Raw genomic sequence first — 15,865 nt, 5'->3', positions numbered from 1 at the left:
GCCAATGCCAGTTAATATGGCGGAGGCGGCCTACGATTCGGGCGCAGACTTCCAGGCATGATAAGACGCGTCCGCGTCGCATCAGGCATTGGCGCATAACCGCCGGATGCGGCGTAAACGCCTTATCCGGCCTACGGTTCGGGCATATTTTTGTAGGCATGATAAGACGCGTCAGCGTCGCATCAGGCGATGATCGCACGGATGATCAGCGTTATCCCTTCAATCGCAATCACCTCAACATGCGTACCTGCACCGAGATCCTCGCTGGCGCTGACGGGCCATGAACTGTCGCCGACGCGCATATGACCGCGCCCGTTGACTAACGGTGATTCCAGCACAAAACGTCGGCCAATCAGCTGTTGACCGCGCTGGTTTAAATGACTGTCACTGTGCTTTTGTTCGCGCACGCCTCGTGCCAGCCATTTCCACCACAGCCAGGCGGCAAGTAGCGTCAGGACGGCAAACATCACCCCTTGCCACTCCCAACCCAGCGGCAGCAGCCAGACCACCAGGCCAGTAATCACCGCCGCGGCACCGCTCCATAACAGATAACCATTGCCGCCCAGCATCTCGGCTGCCAGCAGCAGACCGCCGAGACTCAGCCAAAAAATATGCGGATGGATAGCTATCATCTCGATCATGATTTATTTCGCTCGTTCGCGCTGTCTTTCACCAGTTCAGCAATCCCGGCAATCGACCCCATCAGGCTGCTGGCGTCTAATGGCATCATCACCACTTTGCTGTTACTGGAGGAACCAATCTGCTGTAACGCTTCGGTGTATTTCTGCGCCACGAAGTAATTCACCGCCTGAATGTCACCAGAAGCAATGGCTTCAGACACCATTTGGGTCGCGCGGGCTTCCGCTTCGGCAGAACGTTCACGCGCTTCGGCCTGTAAGAATGCCGACTGACGTTCGCCTTCCGCTTTCAGGATTTGTGACTGTTTTTCACCTTCGGCTTTGAGGATTTCCGCCTGACGGATCCCTTCCGCTTCAAGGATGTAAGCGCGTTTGGTACGTTCCGCTTTCATCTGTGCGTTCATCGAAGAGATAAGCTCAGCCGGTGGGCGCACATCGCGAATTTCAATACGGGTGACTTTTATCCCCCACGGATTAGTGGCTTCATCGACAATATGCAGCAGACGCGAGTTAATGCTGTCGCGCTGAGAGAGCATTTCATCGAGTTCCATTGAACCCAGAACGGTACGGATATTAGTCATGGTCAGGTTGATGATCGCAAGTTCCAGATTGCTGACTTCATAAGCGGCACGCGGGGCATCAATCACCTGAATAAAGCACACGGCGTCGATAGTGACGTTGGCGTTATCTTTCGAGATAACTTCCTGGGATGGGATATCGAGCACTTGCTCCATCATATTGATCTTACGACCAATGCGGTCCATAAACGGCACCACCAGACTGAGCCCCGGCTGTAATGTTTTGGTATAACGACCAAATCGTTCTACCGTCCACTGATAGCCCTGCGGAACGATTTTGACGCCCGCACCAACAATCACCAGCGCGACAAAAATGAGAATCGGGATAAAAATAAGCATCGGAAAAACCTCCTGTTGTACCGTCCATAAAGAGCAAAATTGCTGCTTGATTAAACAAATTATACCTGATTACTGAAAGAGAGTTCCCCCTTATTCTTGCGGAGGATAAACTGTTTTTAGTAAAAATCAGAAAAGGGATGGGCAATGCAGGAAAATAGTCTTTTGCTCCAACTACAAAGTGTTGGATATCAGGCGGGCGATACGAAGATTCTCAATAACATCAATTTTTCGCTGCGTGCTGGCGAATTTAAGTTAATTACCGGCCCTTCTGGCTGCGGTAAAAGTACGCTACTAAAAATAGTTGCTTCATTAATCAGCCCGACCAGCGGAACGTTACTGTTTGAAGGTGAGGATGTCAGCACACTAAAGCCAGAAACCTATCGCCAACAAGTTTCTTACTGCGCCCAGACGCCGGCTCTGTTTGGCGACACGGTCTACGATAACCTGATCTTTCCCTGGCAGATCCGTAACCAGCAGCCTGACCCGGCCATTTTTCTCGATTTTCTCGAACGTTTCTCCTTGCCGGACACCATTTTGACGAAAAATATCGCCGAGCTATCTGGTGGTGAAAAACAACGCATCTCATTGATTCGTAACCTACAATTTATGCCGAAGGTTTTATTGCTCGACGAAATCACCAGTGCGCTGGATGAAAGCAACAAACGCAACGTCAATGAGATGATCCACCGCTATGTACGTGAGCAAAATATTGCGGTGTTGTGGGTGACGCACGATAAAGACGAAATTAATCATGCGGATAAGGTGATTACACTGCAACCGCATGCCGGAGAAATGCAGGAAGCACGCTATGAACACGCATAATATTACCAACGAGTCACTGGCACTGGCATTAATGCTGGTGGTTGTCGCAATCTTAATTAGCCATAAAGAAAAACTGGCGCTGGAGAAAGATATTCTCTGGAGTGTGGGGCGTGCGATAATTCAGCTGATTATTGTCGGCTATGTGCTGAAGTATATTTTCAGCGTGGATGATGCCAGCCTGACATTATTGATGGTGTTATTTATCTGCTTTAATGCGGCGTGGAATGCGCAAAAACGCAGTAAATATATTGCTAAAGCCTTTGTCTCGTCATTTATTGCTATTACGGTCGGGGCGGGAATTACTCTGGCGGTGCTGATTCTCTCAGGGTCGATTGAGTTTATCCCGATGCAGGTGATCCCGATCGCCGGGATGATAGCCGGTAACGCCATGGTGGCAGTCGGGCTGTGTTATAACAATCTCGGGCAGCGGTTTATCAGCGAACAGCAACAGATTCAGGAGAAACTGAGTCTTGGCGCGACGCCGAAACAGGCTTCAGCGATATTGATTCGCGACAGTATTCGCGCGGCTTTAATTCCGACGGTCGATTCAGCAAAAACGGTAGGCTTAGTGAGTTTACCAGGAATGATGTCCGGGCTGATATTTGCCGGGATTGATCCGGTGAAGGCGATTAAATATCAGATTATGGTGACCTTTATGCTGCTCTCAACCGCCAGCCTGTCGACCATTATTGCCTGCTATTTAACCTATCGTAAGTTTTACAATTCGCGCCACCAGTTGGTGGTGACGCAATTGAAGAAGAAATAATGCGATGCCGGATGCGCAGCATCGCATCCGGCGTTGTGGTTCATGTGCCGATCAACGGAAAATCAATACAACAACGCATACAGCTGGCGGCGATACTTCGACGCCAGTGCATCACCCGTACCCAGCGCAGCGAGGATCTCCTGGAACGTTTTACGCGTCTGACCGTCTGCGGCGGTGAGATCTTTACGCAGATGCCCAAACAGTAACTCCAGAGCCTCTTCATTGCGCCCAACCTGATGCAGTTGCAGTGCCAGTTGCGTCGCCAGTGCGGCATCTTCTGGGTTCTCCGCCACCTGCTGTTGCAGCTGCTGAATTTCCGGCGTATCTGCCGCCTGCTTCAGCAGTTCGATTTGCGCCACCAGCCCCTGGTAGCGGGTGTCCTGATCCTGCAACGGAATGGTTTTCAGCACCGCTTCTGCATCTTCAGAACGGTTCAGCGCAATCAGCGTTTCTGCCAGCAGCAGGCCGATTTCCCCGTTCTGATTCGACAACTGCCAGGCGTCTTTCAGCAATGGCAGGGCGTCGGTGTAATTGCCTTCCTGCATCAGTTGCATCGCCTGCTGCGCTTTCAGCTCTTCTTCGCGCGGCAGCACTTTATCCAGCAGGGCGCGGATCGCTTCTTCCGGTTGCGGTCCCTGGAAGCCGTCTACCGGTTGCCCGTTCTGGAACAGATACACGGTCGGAATCGCGCGCAGACCAAACTGGGAAGCAATCATCTGCTCGGCGTCGCAGTCCAGCTTCGCCAGAATAAATTGCCCGTTGTACTGCGCCGCGAGGCTTTCCAGAATTGGGGTTAACTGCAAACAGTGCTGGCTACGTTCAGACCAAAAATAGAACAGCACCGGTGTGGTCATCGACTGTTCAAGAACCTGTTGCAGGTTAGATTCGTTAATGTTGACAATATTTTCTACGGACATGGAGTCGCTCTCTGTTGTCGATATTTTCTTTGACATGGGGGCTTAAGCGCGCGCTTCAACTCACCCCTGCAATATTTTGTCCATCACGCGCCCCGGCAGCAGGCGCTTAAGCACCATTACTGCCCAGGTCACCAGCGTCACCGGATAGCGCATCTTCGGTTTCTCGCTAATAAAAGCATGGCGCACTTTGTTGACCACCGCTTCTGGCCCCAACGTAAAGCGAGCGGCGATGCCGGGATTTTCGACCGGTTTATCGCTTTGCGTCTGGTTGACGTTGTCGGTGAAGCGGGTACGAATGGGACCGGGTTCGATCAGGCTAACTTTAATTCCGCTGTGGCGCAGCTCCATGCGCAGTGCGTCTGACCACGCCTCCAGCGCATATTTACTGGCCGCGTAAGCGCCGCGACCCGGCGTGGAGATTAATCCCATCACCGATGAGGTCATCACAATACGCCCTTCACCGTGCGGCAACATAGCCGGTAACAGGCGCATGGTGAGCTGGTGTGCGCCGAAAAAGTTGGCGGAAAACTGCTGTTCCATCTGCGCACGGCTGATGGTGGAAAGGGGGCCATACATGCCGAATCCGGCATTGTTAAAGATCCCATACAGACAATTATCGGTCAGGGCGATCACTTCGTCGGCTGCGCGATCAACACTTTCTGGCGAATCCAGATCGATCAACACACCGGTGAATCCCATGCTGTTCATGCGCTCAACATCATCCGTTTTCCGGCAACCTGCCAGCACATGAAAACCCTGGCGTTTTAATTCGAGCGCGCTTTCCAGACCAATTCCACTGGAACATCCGGTAATTAAGACCGATTTTTGCATAACTTTACCTGTCAGGATCTCCGTTGCTTTATGAGTCATGATTTACTAAAGGCTGCAACTGCTTCGCCATCCAGTCGGCAATAAACGGCTGGGCGTCGCGGTTGGGATGAATACCGTCATCCTGCATCCATTGTGGCTTGAGGTAGACCTCTTCCATAAAAAAGGGCAGCAGCGGAACATCAAACTCTTTGGCGAGTTTGGGGTAAATGGCGCTAAAGGCTTCATTATAACGGCGACCATAGTTTGCAGGCAGACGTATTTGCATTAACAATGGTTCAGCGTTGGCGGCTTTGACATCCTGCAAAATCTGGCGCAGCGTTTGCTCGGTTTGCTGTGGCTGAAAACCACGCAAACCGTCATTGCCGCCCAGTTCAACCAGCACCCAACGCGGCTGATGCTGTTTCAGCAGAGCCGGAAGGCGCGCCAGCCCTTGTTGCGAGGTGTCGCCGCTGATGCTGGCATTAACTACCGACGTTTTACTCTGCCACTTATCATTCAACAAGGCAGGCCAGGCCGCGCTGGCAGACATTCGATACCCGGCGCTCAGGCTATCACCCAGAATCAATAACGTGTCCGCTGCGGCGGCACGGAAGGTTAACAGGACCAGGAACAGGAAGGGCAAATGCCAGCGGAAAACATTGTTGAAGTTCATCATCTTAAGAAGTCCGTCGGTCAGGGGGAGCATGAACTCTCCATCCTCACCGGAGTTGAGCTGGTTGTCAAACGTGGCGAGACCATCGCACTGGTGGGCGAGTCGGGATCGGGTAAGTCAACCTTGCTGGCGATCCTCGCCGGGCTGGATGACGGCAGCAGTGGCGAAGTGAGTCTGGTGGGACAACCGCTACATAATATGGACGAAGAAGCGCGGGCAAAGTTGCGCGCGAAGCACGTCGGCTTTGTTTTTCAGTCATTTATGTTAATTCCTACCCTTAACGCGCTGGAAAACGTCGAGCTTCCGGCGCTGCTGCGCGGTGAGAGTAGCGCGGAAAGTCGTAACGGAGCGAAAGCGTTGCTCGAACAGTTAGGGCTGGGTAAACGTTTGGATCATCTTCCGGCACAGCTTTCCGGCGGTGAACAGCAACGAGTGGCGCTGGCACGAGCCTTTAACGGTCGACCTGATGTGCTGTTTGCCGACGAACCCACCGGCAACCTTGACCGCCAGACGGGCGATAAAATTGCCGACCTGCTGTTTTCCCTCAACCGTGAGCATGGCACCACGTTGATTATGGTGACCCACGATCTGCAACTGGCGGCACGCTGCGACCGCTGCTTACGGCTGGTGAACGGGCAGTTGCAGGAGGAAGCATGATTGCACGTTGGTTCTGGCGCGAATGGCGTTCGCCGTCGCTATTAATTGTCTGGCTGGCGCTAAGCCTGGCGGTGGCCTGCGTGCTGGCGCTGGGCAATATCAGCGATCGCATGGAGAAGGGCTTAAGCCAACAAAGCCGGGAGTTTATGGCGGGCGATCGGGCGTTGCGCAGTTCGCGCGAAGTGCCGCAAGCATGGCTGGAGGAAGCGCAAAAGCGCGGCCTGAAAGTCGGCAAGCAGCTGACTTTCGCCACCATGACATTTGCAGGCGACACACCGCAGCTGGCGAACGTCAAAGCGGTGGATGATATCTACCCGATGTATGGCGATCTGCAAACCAATCCCCCTGGCCTGAAACCGCAGGCGGGCAGCGTATTGCTGGCCCCACGCCTGATGGCACTGCTTAACCTGAAAACGGGCGACACCATTGACGTGGGCGATGCCACCTTGCGGATTGCCGGAGAAGTGATTCAGGAACCGGATTCTGGTTTTAATCCCTTCCAGATGGCTCCGCGTCTGATGATGAATCTGGCGGATGTCGATAAAACCGGAGCCGTGCAGCCGGGGAGTCGGGTCACCTGGCGCTATAAATTCGGCGGCAGCGAGAACCAGCTCGACAGCTATGAGAAATGGTTGTTACCTCAGCTTAAACCCGAACAACGCTGGTACGGTCTGGAACAGGACGAAGGCGCGCTGGGGCGATCGATGGAACGCTCGCAACAGTTCCTGCTGCTTTCGGCGCTTCTGACCTTGCTGCTGGCAGTGGCAGCAGTGGCGGTAGCGATGAATCATTACTGTCGCAGTCGCTACGATCTGGTGGCGATCCTCAAAACGCTGGGGGCAGGGCGAGCGCAACTGCGTAAGCTAATCGTCGGTCAGTGGTTGATGGTGCTGACGCTTTCAGCCATTACCGGTGGGGCGATAGGCCTGTTGTTCGAAAACGTGTTGATGGTGCTGCTCAAGCCCGTTCTGCCTGCTGCACTACCGCCAGCCAGCCTCTGGCCGTGGCTGTGGGCGCTTGGCACCATGACGGTCATCTCGCTGCTGGTGGGGCTACGACCATACCGCTTGTTGCTGGCAACGCAGCCTTTACGCGTATTACGTAATGATGTGGTAGCGAACGTCTGGCCGCTGAAGTTTTATCTGCCGATTGTCAGTGTGGTGGTTGTGCTGCTGCTCGCCGGATTAATGGGGGGCAGTATGCTGCTCTGGGCGGTGCTGGCGGGCGCGGTAGTACTGGCTTTGCTATGCGGTGTGCTGGGCTGGATGCTGCTGAATGTACTTCGCCGCATGACGCTGAAATCGCTGCCTCTGCGCCTGGCGGTTAGCCGCCTGTTACGTCAGCCGTGGTCAACGTTAAGCCAGCTTTCGGCATTTTCGCTCTCCTTTATGCTGCTGGCACTGCTGCTGGTGTTGCGTGGCGATCTGCTCGACCGCTGGCAGCAGCAGCTACCTCCAGAAAGCCCGAACTACTTTTTAATTAACATCGCCACAGAACAGGTAGCACCGCTAAAAGCGTTCCTCGCGGAACATCAGATAGTCCCGGAATCGTTTTATCCGGTGGTGCGGGCGCGGCTGACGGCGATTAACGATAAGCCGACAGAAGGTAATGAAGATGAGGCGCTTAACCGCGAACTCAATCTTACCTGGCAAAATACGCGGCCCGATCATAATCCGATTGTCGCCGGTAACTGGCCGCCAAAAGCCGATGAAGTGTCGATGGAAGAGGGGCTGGCGAAACGCTTAAACGTTGCCCTCGGTGATACCGTGACTTTTATGGGCGATACCCAGGAGTTCCGCGCTAAAGTGACCAGCCTGCGCAAAGTGGACTGGGAAAGTCTGCGGCCTAATTTCTATTTTATTTTCCCTGAAGGGGCATTAGACGGGCAACCGCAGAGCTGGCTTACCAGTTTCCGCTGGGAGAATGGCAACGGCATGCTGACGCAACTCAACCGCCAGTTCCCTACCATTAGCCTGTTAGACATTGGCGCGATTTTAAAACAGGTCGGTCAGGTGCTGGAGCAGGTAAGTCGGGCGCTGGAAGTGATGGTGGTGCTGGTCACCGCCTGCGGTATGTTGTTGTTGCTGGCTCAGGTGCAGGTGGGAATGCGTCAGCGTCATCAGGAGCTGGTGGTGTGGCGCACACTCGGTGCGGGCAAAAAACTGCTGCGCACGACATTATGGTGTGAGTTCGCCATGCTTGGGTTTGTTTCTGGCCTGGTGGCCGCAATTGGTGCGGAAACGGCGCTGGCAGTGTTGCAGGCGAAAGTGTTTGATTTCCCGTGGGAGCCAGACTGGCGATTGTGGATTGTGCTGCCGTGCAGCGGTGCGCTGCTGCTGTCGCTTTTCGGCGGCTGGCTGGGCGCGCGACTGGTTAAGGGTAAGGCGCTGTTCAGGCAGTTTGCGGGGTGATGTGATAAAGCCGTTTATTTCTACCTGGTAGATAAACGGCTTTATTATTAGTGCATCACGTAATTAAAAAATTGTTATGCCCAAACATATAATTAATATACATTGCCAAATGAGTTGTTTATTAAGTTTATATTATATAATTAAAATCTATGGAATGGGTATAGTCATATGGGTGACATTATATATTTACGCATTACAGGGGAGCAACAAGGGGATATTTCTGCAGGATGCGGGACGCAAGCCTCTGTCGGGAATCGGTATCAACAGGGACATGAGGATGAAATATTTGTTTTTAGTTTTCATGGAGGAGTAAGTAACACAGGATTTGGCATTAATCATCAAGCGATACAATTTTGTAAAATTCTCGATAAAAGCTCACCGCTGCTGATGAATTGCATTAATAATAACGAACGATGCCGTTTTGAGTTTTATTTTTATCGTATTAATAAATATGGAAAATGGGAAAGGTATTATTATATTGAAGTCCGTGGTGCAACGTTAACTCAGAATCAGATTATAATAAAAGAAAATGAACTCGACTATCAATATATAACAATACACTACGAATATATCTACTGTAAGCATCTTACAGCCAATACAGAATTTAGTTATTTACTCACACCTGAAAATTATAATCGCCTTTTCCCACCGACGCTCTTACCTGTCGAGGAAAAACCAGAAATACCGCCTAAACGAGAAATTATCCTCACCATTGGCGTATTCTTTGATGGCACAGGAAACAATTTAACCAATACGAATTTACGTATGAGTTTTTGCCAACCAGAAACCTATGGTCTGGATATACAGGATTTGGCCTCATTTAATAAACAATGTTTGAGCAAGCAGGGTAAAACGGGATCCGGTGTACAGAGCTATTTGAATTACTATACGAATATTCATTGGTTGAATGAGTTGTATCATCGGCAATTAGTTTTAGATGATGATGTATTTAACATTCAGGAAAAAATATATATTGAAGGCATTGGCACTGAAAATAATAAAGCAGACTCTCTGGTAGGAATGGGACTAGGAAATAATGATACTGGGGTAATTGCCAAAACTGACCGTGCGATATCACTGCTTCGTGAGGCACTGGCAGAGATTATTGTTGATTTTAAGGATGCTAAACTAGTAATTAAACGTCTACAGTTTGACGTATTTGGCTTTAGTCGTGGGGCAGCAGCCGCACGGCACTTTACTAATCGCGTATTTGAGCGTGATCCCGTACTGATTAAAACCATTACGACGGCATTTCAGTCAGTTGAATATTTAGGTAAACCTTCCGGGGAAGTGCAATTTTTAGGTATTTTTGACACAGTTGCAGCCATCGGAGGGCTGATGGATGGTTTTGACCCTCATGATGGTAATAACTTTCCGGTAAAAGTGAAGTTACCGCCAGGTGTGGCCAAACATGTATTCCAGCTTACAGCAATGCACGAATGCCGCTATAACTTTTGTCTCAATAGCATAAAGGAAAGCTGGCCAGAATTAAGTTTCCCTGGATCACATGCTGATATTGGTGGCGGTTATGACCCACTGGAAGATGAGTACCTGTTTTTAAGTCGCCCGGCGATTGAAACGGTACTGGAAAATGTGCCGGTGGAAGCGACAAGCACTTACCAAAAAGCAGCACAGCAGGCAGAGTTATTGTGGCGCTATTCAACGCTGGCTCCGATTCTGCCTTCTGGTGTCCTGAAAATTGAATCCAATATTGATGAAATAGCGTCACCTGACCACTTAGGTAATGTGAGAAAACGGGTCGCTGCAGCGGTGACATTTCGCAGAACTATCACCAATGACTGGTCAAAGATTGCGTTAAGAGTAATGTATGAAGTCGCTAAAGAGGCAGGGGTATTATTTGATGAAATACCAGATAATGATTATTATAAATATCCAGAGGAGTTAAGTAAAATATGTGATAAATCAATATCACAAGCTAAAGATGCATTGAAAAAATCTACGCCACAACCTTTTTCTTCAGAAGAACTACTCGTTGTCGGAAAATATTTACACTGTTCTTCCAACTGGAATGCCGTCGATTATCGATTAAAAAATAATGTGTCTGCTGAAGTATCAGCGTTTAAAACATTTAGTTTTGTTAATCGGCCGGATGAAAATTGGAGCAGAACTATATACGATATGCAAGGGAGTAAACAAAATGGAATTTAATATAAAGTTAACGTTTGTTTTTATTATGTGTATGATTCTTAATTTTAACGTAGCAGCGAAAGAAAAAATATCGTTGCTTGCACCCTATGATGAGTGGTATTTCCTTTTTTTCTACCCTAATGCGCTACCAGCACAAGTTACCTATGTAGAACTATTGGACACTGATGGTATCTATTATCAGTTCAGAACGCTGGATGCTACCGCTCCGAGTTCCACAACTATTGGTCAATGGAAAGATAATCTTCGGGTTGGGGTGTTATCATTCAATAAAGCCAAAAATCCCCCTATGTCTATCCATTTCTGCTGGGATTCAGTGATTGATAAAAGAGTGTATGAAACCTGGATAACGCTGGCGGGAGACGTCTGGAAATTGATGCTCACACCTTATTCAGTACCTGGCGATGGCAGTGAAAAGTATTATCTGCGGCATCTGTTAATCGGGCTGGCTCCGGAAGGGAAAATAGGAGTATGGCTAGAGAAACCTGATAAACCAAATATTCGCCTGACGGATAAGCAGATTCTGATAGAAACGGTTTCAGGTGAAAAAATGGAAATGTGTAATGGCCGAAGTGCCTATAAACATGGGTATTCTTATCCGGAAAGTACAAAAAACTTTATCAAAGATAAAAAATATCCCTATGGTAACTGGTAAGTCACAATGAAAATAATAGCTAAAATAATTTATAGATTAACCATTGCGTTAATGATAGCCGGATCAGTCCAGACAGCAGCGAAAGAAAAAATATCGTTGCTTGCACCCTATGATGAGTGGTATTTCAATTTTTTCTACCCTGATTCCCTACCAGCAAAAGTTACCTATGTGGAATTATTAGATACCGATGGCATCTATTATCAGTTCAGAACGCTGGCCAGTACTAATGCCAGTCCAGGAAGTGTTGGACAATGGAGCGAGAAAGTATCAGGGATGTCGTCAGTTTTTAATAAAGCCAAAAACCCACCAATGTCTATCCATTTTTGCTGGGATTCAGTGATTGATAAAAAAGTGTATGAAACCTGGATAACACTGGCGGGAGACGTCTGGAAATTGATGCTTACACCTTATTCACCACCAGGCGGTGGCAGTGAAAAGTATTATCTACAGTATCTGTTAATCGGACTGGCTCCGGAAGGAAAAGTACGGGTATGGCTTGATAAACGTGACAAACCCAATATTCGCCTGACGGATAAGCAGATTCTGATAGAAACGGTTTCAGGTGAAAAAATGGAAATGTGTAAAGGAATTTCCCGGCATGATTTTTCTCTTGGAGACGATGAATATGTTCTTGAGTTTATCAAAGATAACAAATATCCCTATGGCAACTGGTAGTTAACCAGTTGCACAATTTATTAAAGAGGAACGGAAAAGCATTTTTGTGGGTTAATAACCACAGGCATAAGTCTTAACCCATTCCGCCACTTCCGCCCACTCACCGCGAAAGACAACTTTTTCCGCTTTTTTCTCAAGCTGATAGCGATACATCGGGTCGTAATATTCTTCAAGTAACGGCACCAGCCAGGCCAGATGACCGTCGGTGCTGCCGGTGGTGAGTTGCGTTGTCAGCGCTGCATCCAGCCTTGCAGCCAGTTCGTTATATCGCTGTAGCCCCAGCCGACGCTTAATCGCCGAAAGACCATGATGCAGGTATTCGCAATACTCTTGCCAGCCCTGTTCGTCGCCATAAGCATGGGTAAAATCATGATGCATACGTAAGAAATACTCTTCGTTCAGGCGCTCAAGACGGATCTCAAACGGATCTTCTACCACCGCAATCGCCGCCTGAGTCATTCGCTCGCGCAGGCATTCCGGCAGGTGATTCGAACCGATCATCCGGCTTTCATCTTCCAGCACCCACAGGCGCAGCTCCTGACGGGCGTCGGTTTTTAGCATTTCGGCAGCCAGCAGGTTTTCAAAACTCGCCTGACTAAGTTGCGGCTGCAATGTGCGACCAAAAGCAGAACCGCGATGGCGCGCCAGCCCTTCCAGATCAACACCGTTTGGCTGTTGTTGCACTAACAGCGTTTTGCCGCTGCCGGTACAACCGCCAATCAGCACTATCGGTTTTTGTGCCAGTTCAATGGTCGCCTGAATCGCGGTCTGGCGCAGAGCCTTATAACCGCCTTCCACCAGCGGATAATCAATCCCCGCTTCATGCAGCCAGCGTTGCACAATATGTGAACGTTGACCGCCACGGGCGCAGCAGAGAATACCTTGCGGATTTTGCAGACACGCTGCCCGCCAGGCGTCCATGCGCTGCTGACGAATTTCACCCGCCACCAGTTTATGCCCCAGCGCCAGCGCCGCGTCAGACCCTTGCTGTTTGTAGCAGGTGCCAACGGCGGCGCGTTCATCATTATTCATTAACGGCAGATTGATAGCGGCGGGCATTGCGCCTTGCTCAAACTCGATGGGGGCGCGAACATCAATAATGGGCGTATCAGCAATCAGCAGGGCACGATAGTCCTGTTCCGTGTGTCTCTCTTGCATAGTAAAAAGTGAACCTCAAATCAGCTTGCGCGCTATTTTACGCGCCAACGCGCAAGGAAACTTGATTTTTAACTGTGTGAGTTGCCGAAAATTTCTAAAAATCCACTGATTTCCGGCCTGCGCTGGGTAAACAAGGCCACAATATCTTCCACCGCTTTGCCGCTGCCAAATTTACGCCATGCCAGACTCAATGGCGAAGGCGGGCGCATCGTTGGAATGACCCGGCTGACCAGTTGTTGATTATCAATCATCGACTGGCAAAGTGATTTTGGCAAAAAACCAATGCCAACGCCCGCCAGATGGGCGGCGATTTTCGTTTCCATATCAGGAACAATAATCTCCTTTTGCCCCGGCAAACGCCAGGCGACGCGTTTGGTTAAGGTGCGGGCGCTGTCTTCAATATTGACCGCAGGAAAGCGCCGCAACTGCGCTTCTGTTAGCGGCTCTTCAACCTTCGCCAGTGGATGATCTGCCGCCATGACAAAGCGCCATTGCACCGAACCTAAGGGATCAAGGCTAAAAGTATTTGCCAGTGCTTCGGTTCCCGTGACGCCGATGGCCAGTGAAAAACCTTCGTAAAGTAGCGAATCCCAGACGCCCATGTAGATTTGCCGGGAGATGTGAAACTGGGTAAAGGGGTAACGTTCATTCAGCCACGCCAGCAGTTGGGCGACGGCCTGGGGATTGTAGAGCAGGTTGTTGATGACAATATTCACCTGGCGTTCCACGCCATCATTCACCTGTTGTAGCTCGCTCGGCATGCTTTCCAGCCAGCTCAGCCAGTCTCTGGCCTGACAAAGCAGATGTTCGCCAGCCGCTGTCAACGTCACGCTACGAGTCGTGCGGAAAAACAGCGCCACTCCGGTATTCTCTTCCAGAAGCTTAATGCGATAACTGATGGTCGCCGTCGTTTTACATAATCGTTCTGCCGCTTTTGAAAAACTTCCCGTTTCGGCAACAGCAATGAAAGTCCGCAAAGTTTCTGGATCAAACATCTTCAGGTATCCCCTTTTAAATCCGCAGGTTGCGTGATTTTCCTGTCCTTTGATTTACCTGTATTTTCACATGATAACCCTGCGTGATTTGTGGGCTAAATCTAGTTTTGGAAAAATATTCCAACTTTTGTGTTGATGTTGTTCTCTTTAGGTTTTAGATTGCCTGTTATTGAAACCAAGCTGACCGGTCGGCGGTAGTTGAACGGAATTATGTTACAAGGACAAAAAGATGAAACTTCAGGTATTACCGTTAAGTCAGGAAGCCTTCTGTGCTTATGGCGACGTTATCGAAACGCAGCAACGGGATTTTTTCCATATTAACAATGGCCTGGTGGAGCGCTATCACGATTTGGCGCTGGTTGAGATTCTTGAGCAAGACCGTACGCTTATCAGCATTAACCGCGCGCAACCGGCGAATCTGCCGCTGACCATCCACGAACTCGAACGTCATCCGCTGGGTACTCAGGCCTTTATCCCGATGAAAGGTGAAGTGTTTGTAGTGGTCGTGGCGTCAGGTGACGATAAACCAGACCTGTCAACGCTGCGGGCGTTTATCACCAACGGTGAGCAGGGGGTGAATTATCATCGTAACGTCTGGCATCACCCGCTTTTCGCCTGGCAGCGCGTCACCGATTTTCTGACCATCGATCGCGGCGGCAGTGACAACTGTGATGTTGAAAGTATTCCTGAACAGGAACTCTGTTTTGCGTGACGCCTGCAACCGACTTGCATAAGATAAACTAATTGTTCATTGTTTATGCTCACTTGTAGGTCGGAGTTAACGTAGGTATGACGGAAGTTAGACGGCGCGGCAGGCCAGGACAGGCGGAGCCTGTGGCACAGAAGGGCGCACAGGCGTTAGAGCGGGGAATTGCGATTCTGCAATATCTGGAAAAAAGTGGAGGAAGTTCGTCGGTTAGCGATATTTCTCTCAATCTGGATTTGCCGCTCTCGACGACCTTTCGCCTGTTAAAGGTTTTACAGGCAGCGGATTTTGTCTATCAGGACAGTCAGTTAGGCTGGTGGCATATAGGATTAGGTGTCTTTAACGTCGGCGCGGCGTACATCCATAACCGTGATGTCCTCTCCGTCGCCGGGCCGTTTATGCGCCGCCTGATGCTACTTTCCGGCGAGACGGTCAATGTCGCGATTCGTAACGGCAATGAAGCGGTATTAATTGGTCAGTTAGAGTGTAAATCGATGGTCAGGATGTGTGCGCCGCTGGGCAGTCGTCTGCCGCTGCATGCTTCCGGTGCGGGCAAGGCGCTGCTTTATCCGCTGGCGGAAGATGAGCTGATGAGCATCATCCTGCAAACCGGTTTGCAGCAGTTTACGCCAACGACGCTTGTGGATATGCCCACCTTGCTGAAGGACCTGGAACAAGCGCGTGAACTGGGCTATACCGTAGATAAAGAAGAGCATGTTGTAGGCCTGAATTGCATAGCTTCAGCAATTTACGATGATGTAGGTAGTGTTGTTGCCGCTATCTCCATCTCCGGGCCTTCATCAAGACTGACAGAAGATCGTTTTGTCAGTCAGGGTGAGCTGGTCAGAGACACCGCCCGCGATATCAGCACGGCGTTGGGACTGAAAGCACATCCATAG

The 15,865-nt window shown here is 50.1% G+C and carries 16 protein-coding genes; 9 read left to right on the top strand and 7 right to left on the bottom strand.

Annotated elements, in window-relative coordinates; genetic code table 11:
• Window positions 1–182 precede the first annotated feature (182 nt).
• Both D9597_RS14965 and D9597_RS14960 read right to left on the bottom strand, forming a co-directional pair.
• Window positions 183–641 carry an NfeD family protein gene (locus tag D9597_RS14965; RefSeq protein ID WP_130223170.1) on the bottom strand — a complete coding sequence of 153 codons (459 nt, stop codon included), beginning with the start codon at window positions 639–641 and terminating at the stop codon, window positions 183–185.
• The gene (locus D9597_RS14960; RefSeq protein ID WP_000904498.1) at window positions 638–1,555 is read right to left on the bottom strand and encodes an SPFH domain-containing protein; all 918 of its coding nucleotides are present in this window, start codon (window positions 1,553–1,555) and stop codon (window positions 638–640) included. The genes D9597_RS14965 and D9597_RS14960 overlap by 4 nt, the downstream gene beginning before the upstream one ends.
• A 144-nt stretch (window positions 1,556–1,699) precedes the next feature.
• Between D9597_RS14960 and fetA the strand changes: the two genes are divergently transcribed.
• Window positions 1,700–2,377, top strand: a complete 678-nt coding sequence (gene fetA / locus D9597_RS14955; RefSeq protein WP_130223168.1) for an iron ABC transporter ATP-binding protein FetA — start codon at window positions 1,700–1,702, stop codon at window positions 2,375–2,377.
• Window positions 2,364–3,143 (top strand): iron export ABC transporter permease subunit FetB, encoded by a 780-nt coding sequence (fetB, locus tag D9597_RS14950; protein WP_130223166.1) that lies wholly within the window; start codon window positions 2,364–2,366, stop codon window positions 3,141–3,143. Before fetA ends, fetB begins: the two co-directional genes overlap by 14 nt.
• A 62-nt stretch (window positions 3,144–3,205) precedes the next feature.
• Here the strand turns inward: fetB and cnoX are convergent, their stop codons facing one another.
• The 3 genes from cnoX to tesA are packed head-to-tail and all read right to left on the bottom strand — an operon-like array spanning window position 3,206 to window position 5,543.
• Window positions 3,206–4,060, bottom strand: a complete 855-nt coding sequence (gene cnoX, locus D9597_RS14945; RefSeq protein ID WP_016159169.1) for a chaperedoxin — start codon at window positions 4,058–4,060, stop codon at window positions 3,206–3,208.
• A 60-nt stretch (window positions 4,061–4,120) separates the two neighbouring features.
• A complete protein-coding gene (gene ybbO, locus D9597_RS14940) occupies window positions 4,121–4,930 on the bottom strand; it encodes an NADP(+)-dependent aldehyde reductase (RefSeq protein ID WP_130223164.1) in 810 nt (269 codons plus the stop codon).
• On the bottom strand, window positions 4,920–5,543 hold the full coding sequence (gene tesA / locus D9597_RS14935; RefSeq protein ID WP_001295836.1) for a multifunctional acyl-CoA thioesterase I/protease I/lysophospholipase L1: 624 nt from the start codon (window positions 5,541–5,543) through the stop codon (window positions 4,920–4,922). The genes ybbO and tesA overlap by 11 nt, the downstream gene beginning before the upstream one ends.
• Between tesA and ybbA the strand changes: the two genes are divergently transcribed.
• The 5 genes from ybbA to D9597_RS14910 all read left to right on the top strand — a co-directional run bounded on the left by ybbA (window position 5,514) and on the right by D9597_RS14910 (window position 12,107).
• Entirely contained in the window at window positions 5,514–6,200 is a 687-nt protein-coding gene (ybbA, locus tag D9597_RS14930) for a putative ABC transporter ATP-binding protein YbbA (protein ID WP_001110573.1), read from the top strand. The genes tesA and ybbA overlap by 30 nt on opposite strands.
• Window positions 6,197–8,611 (top strand): putative ABC transporter permease subunit YbbP, encoded by a 2,415-nt coding sequence (gene ybbP / locus D9597_RS14925; protein ID WP_130223162.1) that lies wholly within the window; start codon window positions 6,197–6,199, stop codon window positions 8,609–8,611. The genes ybbA and ybbP overlap by 4 nt, the downstream gene beginning before the upstream one ends.
• A 168-nt stretch (window positions 8,612–8,779) precedes the next feature.
• Window positions 8,780–10,780 (top strand): type VI secretion system tube protein TssD, encoded by a 2,001-nt coding sequence (tssD, locus tag D9597_RS14920; RefSeq protein ID WP_130223160.1) that lies wholly within the window; start codon window positions 8,780–8,782, stop codon window positions 10,778–10,780.
• Window positions 10,770–11,432 carry a DUF2931 family protein gene (locus tag D9597_RS14915; RefSeq protein WP_130223158.1) on the top strand — a complete coding sequence of 221 codons (663 nt, stop codon included), beginning with the start codon at window positions 10,770–10,772 and terminating at the stop codon, window positions 11,430–11,432. Before tssD ends, D9597_RS14915 begins: the two co-directional genes overlap by 11 nt.
• 6 nt (window positions 11,433–11,438) lie before the next feature.
• Complete coding sequence (locus D9597_RS14910) at window positions 11,439–12,107, top strand: DUF2931 family protein (protein ID WP_130223156.1); 669 nt, start codon at window positions 11,439–11,441, stop codon at window positions 12,105–12,107.
• Window positions 12,108–12,158: 51 nt separating this feature from the next.
• Here D9597_RS14910 and mnmH read toward each other — a convergent pair whose 3' ends face one another.
• A complete protein-coding gene (gene mnmH, locus D9597_RS14905) occupies window positions 12,159–13,265 on the bottom strand; it encodes a tRNA 2-selenouridine(34) synthase MnmH (RefSeq protein ID WP_130223154.1) in 1,107 nt (368 codons plus the stop codon).
• Window positions 13,266–13,333: 68 nt separating this feature from the next.
• Window positions 13,334–14,260 (bottom strand): HTH-type transcriptional activator AllS, encoded by a 927-nt coding sequence (gene allS, locus D9597_RS14900; protein WP_130223152.1) that lies wholly within the window; start codon window positions 14,258–14,260, stop codon window positions 13,334–13,336.
• Window positions 14,261–14,489: 229 nt separating this feature from the next.
• On the opposite strand from allS, the gene allA reads away from it, so the two are divergent.
• Window positions 14,490–14,972, top strand: a complete 483-nt coding sequence (gene allA, locus D9597_RS14895; RefSeq protein ID WP_130206359.1) for an ureidoglycolate lyase — start codon at window positions 14,490–14,492, stop codon at window positions 14,970–14,972.
• A gap of 77 nt (window positions 14,973–15,049) precedes the next feature.
• Complete coding sequence (gene allR, locus D9597_RS14890; protein ID WP_130223150.1) at window positions 15,050–15,865, top strand: HTH-type transcriptional repressor AllR; 816 nt, start codon at window positions 15,050–15,052, stop codon at window positions 15,863–15,865.

It is taken from the genome of Escherichia sp. E13S3, assembly GCF_004212325.1.
Taxonomy (GTDB): domain Bacteria; phylum Pseudomonadota; class Gammaproteobacteria; order Enterobacterales; family Enterobacteriaceae; genus Escherichia.
Note: the sequence above shows the minus strand (reverse complement) of the source record. Positions and strands in the feature narration are given on the sequence as shown.

Bases quoted from the DNA above. Each gene is read 5' to 3' on its own strand.
- D9597_RS14965 (WP_130223170.1), bottom strand. From the start codon at position 641: ATGATCGAGATGATAGCTATCCATCCGCATATTTTTTGGCTGAGTCTC.
- D9597_RS14960 (WP_000904498.1), bottom strand. From the start codon at position 1,555: ATGCTTATTTTTATCCCGATTCTCATTTTTGTCGCGCTGGTGATTGTT.
- fetA (WP_130223168.1), top strand. From the start codon at position 1,700: ATGCAGGAAAATAGTCTTTTGCTCCAACTACAAAGTGTTGGATATCAG.
- fetB (WP_130223166.1), top strand. From the start codon at position 2,364: ATGAACACGCATAATATTACCAACGAGTCACTGGCACTGGCATTAATG.
- cnoX (WP_016159169.1), bottom strand. From the start codon at position 4,060: ATGTCCGTAGAAAATATTGTCAACATTAACGAATCTAACCTGCAACAG.
- ybbO (WP_130223164.1), bottom strand. From the start codon at position 4,930: ATGACTCATAAAGCAACGGAGATCCTGACAGGTAAAGTTATGCAAAAA.
- ybbA (WP_001110573.1), top strand. From the start codon at position 5,514: ATGCCAGCGGAAAACATTGTTGAAGTTCATCATCTTAAGAAGTCCGTC.
- tesA (WP_001295836.1), bottom strand. From the start codon at position 5,543: ATGAACTTCAACAATGTTTTCCGCTGGCATTTGCCCTTCCTGTTCCTG.
- ybbP (WP_130223162.1), top strand. From the start codon at position 6,197: ATGATTGCACGTTGGTTCTGGCGCGAATGGCGTTCGCCGTCGCTATTA.
- tssD (WP_130223160.1), top strand. From the start codon at position 8,780: ATGGGTGACATTATATATTTACGCATTACAGGGGAGCAACAAGGGGAT.
- D9597_RS14915 (WP_130223158.1), top strand. From the start codon at position 10,770: ATGGAATTTAATATAAAGTTAACGTTTGTTTTTATTATGTGTATGATT.
- D9597_RS14910 (WP_130223156.1), top strand. From the start codon at position 11,439: ATGAAAATAATAGCTAAAATAATTTATAGATTAACCATTGCGTTAATG.
- mnmH (WP_130223154.1), bottom strand. From the start codon at position 13,265: ATGCAAGAGAGACACACGGAACAGGACTATCGTGCCCTGCTGATTGCT.
- allS (WP_130223152.1), bottom strand. From the start codon at position 14,260: ATGTTTGATCCAGAAACTTTGCGGACTTTCATTGCTGTTGCCGAAACG.
- allA (WP_130206359.1), top strand. From the start codon at position 14,490: ATGAAACTTCAGGTATTACCGTTAAGTCAGGAAGCCTTCTGTGCTTAT.
- allR (WP_130223150.1), top strand. From the start codon at position 15,050: ATGACGGAAGTTAGACGGCGCGGCAGGCCAGGACAGGCGGAGCCTGTG.